The 3,297-nt window shown below is 70.8% G+C and carries 4 protein-coding genes; 3 read left to right on the top strand and 1 reads right to left on the bottom strand.

From position 1 onward, the window contains the following. On the bottom strand, positions 1-467 hold a 467-nt coding region (locus ACFQ4O_RS16330), incomplete at its 3' end, for a double zinc ribbon domain-containing protein (RefSeq protein WP_378777233.1). Between the two features lie 12 nt (positions 468-479). Here ACFQ4O_RS16330 and ACFQ4O_RS16325 point away from each other — a divergent pair. From ACFQ4O_RS16325 to pqqA, 3 genes are all read left to right on the top strand, one after another. Beyond that, the gene (locus tag ACFQ4O_RS16325) at positions 480-1,712 is read left to right on the top strand and encodes a class I SAM-dependent methyltransferase (RefSeq protein WP_378777231.1); all 1,233 of its coding nucleotides are present in this window, start codon (positions 480-482) and stop codon (positions 1,710-1,712) included. Then, positions 1,709-2,593, top strand: coding sequence for a methyltransferase domain-containing protein (locus ACFQ4O_RS16320; RefSeq protein WP_378777229.1), 885 nt, complete (start codon positions 1,709-1,711; stop codon positions 2,591-2,593). Before ACFQ4O_RS16325 ends, ACFQ4O_RS16320 begins: the two co-directional genes overlap by 4 nt. Positions 2,594-2,671: 78 nt before the next feature. Beyond that, positions 2,672-2,752: a pyrroloquinoline quinone precursor peptide PqqA gene (pqqA, locus tag ACFQ4O_RS16315; RefSeq protein ID WP_128776471.1), complete on the top strand. Its 81-nt coding sequence runs from the start codon at positions 2,672-2,674 to the stop codon at positions 2,750-2,752. Positions 2,753-3,297: the final 545 nt, after the last annotated feature.

The following is a 3,297-nucleotide window of genomic DNA, read 5'->3' as shown; positions in this document are numbered from 1 at the left end:
GCGACCAGCGCGTCGGGGCCGAGCAGCTCGTGCCCCGCCCGCGCCATCAGCGCGCCCATGGGGGCGGCGAGATGCAGGCCGTCGGCGTATTTCAGCCGGTGCACCAGCTCCCGCGCCGGCCCCTCGAACCGCGCCGCCGCTCGCGCCCGGCCCCAGGCCGGCGGTGAGGCCAGCGCCTTGGGCGACACCAGACCGGGGCCGAAATCCGCGGGGAAGGGCGTGCCGAGCCGCTCGCAATAGGGCCGCTCGATCAGCCGGAGCCCGCCCCAGCAGGCGAGGCACAGCGCGCCGTTCGAGGCGACGGGCGTCGCGCAGGCGAGGCATTGCGGCGGCAGCGCCAGATCGAGCGTCCGCGCGCCGAACCGCGAGAGCCCGCGCCACGCCGCGCCCGCGGCCGCGCCCAGCCGTCGCGCGGAAAACCGTCGCGCGTCGTCGTCGTCTGCTCTATTCAGGCGGTCTGTGTCCATGCGGAGCCGCTGATGGATCTGTTTCAAGCCATGCTACGCCGTTTCGTCGGCGTCGGCTCGCTGACGATCATCGACCATAAGGGCGTCGCCCATACCCACAGCGGCGGGCCGGGGCCGGACGTGACGCTCCGGCTGCACGACGCCAGGGTGGCCCGGGACCTGCTGCTCAACCCTGAGCTCAAGGCGGGCGAGGCCTATATGGACGGCCGCCTCACCATCGAGCGCGGAACCCTGCGGGATTTCCTCACCCTCTACGCGCGGAACCGCGGACGGCTTCGGGGCCTGCCGCTGCAGAAGGCGCTGCGGCGCTCGCTCAAGACGCTGAAGCGCTGGGCGCGCCCCAACACCGCCGGCCGCTCGGCGACGAACGTGGAGGCCCATTACGACCTCTCCAACGACATGTACCGGCTGTTTCTGGACGAGGGCCTCAACTACTCCTGCGCCTATTTCCGCTCCCCCGACGACACGCTGGAGGAGGCGCAGACCGCCAAGCTGCGCCACATCGCGGCCAAGCTCGACCTGAAGCCCGGGCAGCGGGTGCTCGACATCGGCTCCGGCTGGGGCTCCATGGCGATCTATCTGGCGGAAAGCTGCGACGTGGAGGTGGTGGGCGTCACCCTGTCCAAGGAACAGCTGGCGCTCGCCCGGGAGCGCGCCGCGGCGCGGGGCCTCTCCGGCCGGGTGCGGTTCGAGCTGACGGACTACCGCGACGTGGAGGGCCCGTTCGACCGCATCGTCTCGGTCGGCATGTTCGAGCATGTGGGCGTGAAGAGCTTTCCGGACTTCTTCGCCAAGGTCTCCCGTCTGCTCGCGCCAGACGGCGTCGCGCTGCTGCACTCCATCGGCCGCAAGGGCGGGCCGGGCGTCACCGGCGCCTGGGTGAAGAAGTACATCTTCCCCGGCGGCTATTCGCCGGCCCTGTCCGAGACGCTGACCGCGATCGAGGGCGCGAAGCTCTGGGCGACCGACATTGAGATCTGGCGCCTGCATTACGCCGAGACGCTGGTCCACTGGGAGCGTCGCTTCCAGGCCAACCGCGCCAAGGCCGCGGCGCTGCTGGGCGAACGCTTCTGCCGCATGTGGGAGTTCTATCTCATCACGGCCGAGTTCTCGTTCCGCCACGGCAAGCACATGGTGTTCCAGATCCAGCTCACGAAGGATCCGGAGGCGGTTCCGCTGACCCGCGACTACATGGGCGCGCGCGAGGCGGAGCTTCTGGCCGCAGACCGCGCCCGCGGCGCATGAGCGGCGCCGGCGTTCCCGCGCTGTTCGACCGGGCGCTGCTGCGCCGGCGGATCGCGCGCGCCGGACGCGCCGGGAGCGGGCCGGATTTCCTGCGCCGGCGCGTCGCCGAAGACCTCGAGGACCGGCTCGCCGCCACCTTGCACGGCTTTCCGCTGGCGCTCGATCTCGCCACGCCCGGACCGGAATTCGCCGCGGCGCTCGCCCGCCGGCGGGGAGGGGAGCGCACGCTCCGGGCGGGGCTCAGTCCCGGCGTCGATCTGGTCGCCGATCCGGAAGCGTCCCCGCTGAGGCCGGGCGCGTTCGATCTCATCGTCTCGGGGCTCGCGCTGCAGCTCGTGAACGACCTGCCCGGCGCGCTGGCGCAGATCCGCGCCGCGCTGAGGCCGGACGGCCTGTTCCTCGCCAGCGTTCTCGGCGGCGACACCCTGCACGAGCTGCGCGCCGCCTTCGCGCAGGCGGAAGCCGAGACCACGGGCGGCTCCAGCCCGCGGGTCGCGCCCTTTGCCGACGTGCGCGCTTTCGGCGGCCTGCTGCAGCGGGCGGGATTCGCGCTTCCCGTGACCGATTCCGACCGGGTCACGGTGCGCTACCCCCATGCGCTGGCGCTGTTCGCCGATCTGCGCGCCTGGGGGGCGGCCAATCCGCTCGAGGAGCGCGCCCGCCGCCCGCTCGCCCGCGCGACCCTCGCCCGGCTGGTGGAGATCTACGCCGAGCGCTTCGCCGACGCCGACGGCCGCGTCCGCGCCACGTTCGAGATCGTGTGGCTGTCGGGCTGGGCGCCCCATCCGGACCAGCCGAAGCCGCTGAAGCCCGGCTCCGCCACCACCCGGCTCGCGGACGCGCTGGAGGAGGCGCGGGCCGCGAACATGACGGAGAATTAATTGGCGATTTCGGGCCGGGCGCCTAACTATCCAGACATCGAAACGCGGCGACCGACCGCACAACCAAGGGAGGCCACCATGGCCATCTGGACCGCTCCGATCGTCGAAGAGACCCCCGTCGGCCTCGAGGTCACCTCGTACAGCCCGGCTGAGCTCTGAGCGTCTAAGCTCCCGAACATCTGACAGTTTCGAAGGCCCCGCGCACACCCTGCGCGGGGCCTTCTGCGTTTCGGCCCCTCGTTCCAAGGCCGGGCTCTCGCGGGGAGGGGCGCGCCGGCCGACCGGGACGCGTTCGGCGGCCTCCAAAACCGACCGTGCGGCGGTTCGGGCGCAAAGCAGGCGAGGCTCGGTCGGTCGCGAAGCAGGGCGCGCGTCGCCCGAATCCGACTCGAAAAAAGCGGATGAATCGCCGCCGAAATGGAAAATCCCTAGATCGTCTAAGGCCCGGCGCCGAAGCGCGTCGGAACGCGAGAGCGGAACGGCAGGGCGTCAGGGGAGCAGATCAGTCTCCTGTGAAGGGCCGAAAAGGCCAAACGTCGTAAAAAGTTTTCCACAGCGAAAGGGCGATTTCAGCCCTGAAAATCCAACGAAAGGCGATCTCCGTCCACAAGCCCTACGTCGCCGAACCGTCATTTTTCGAATTCGACGTCGTTGACACCTCGGCGGGGTGCTGCCTATAAAGCGCCACACCGGACGACGGGGCG

This window comes from Methylopila musalis (assembly GCF_042679725.1).
Taxonomy (GTDB): Bacteria; Pseudomonadota; Alphaproteobacteria; order Rhizobiales; family Methylopilaceae; genus Methylopila; species Methylopila musalis.
This window is presented reverse-complemented; position numbering and strand designations above follow the sequence as displayed.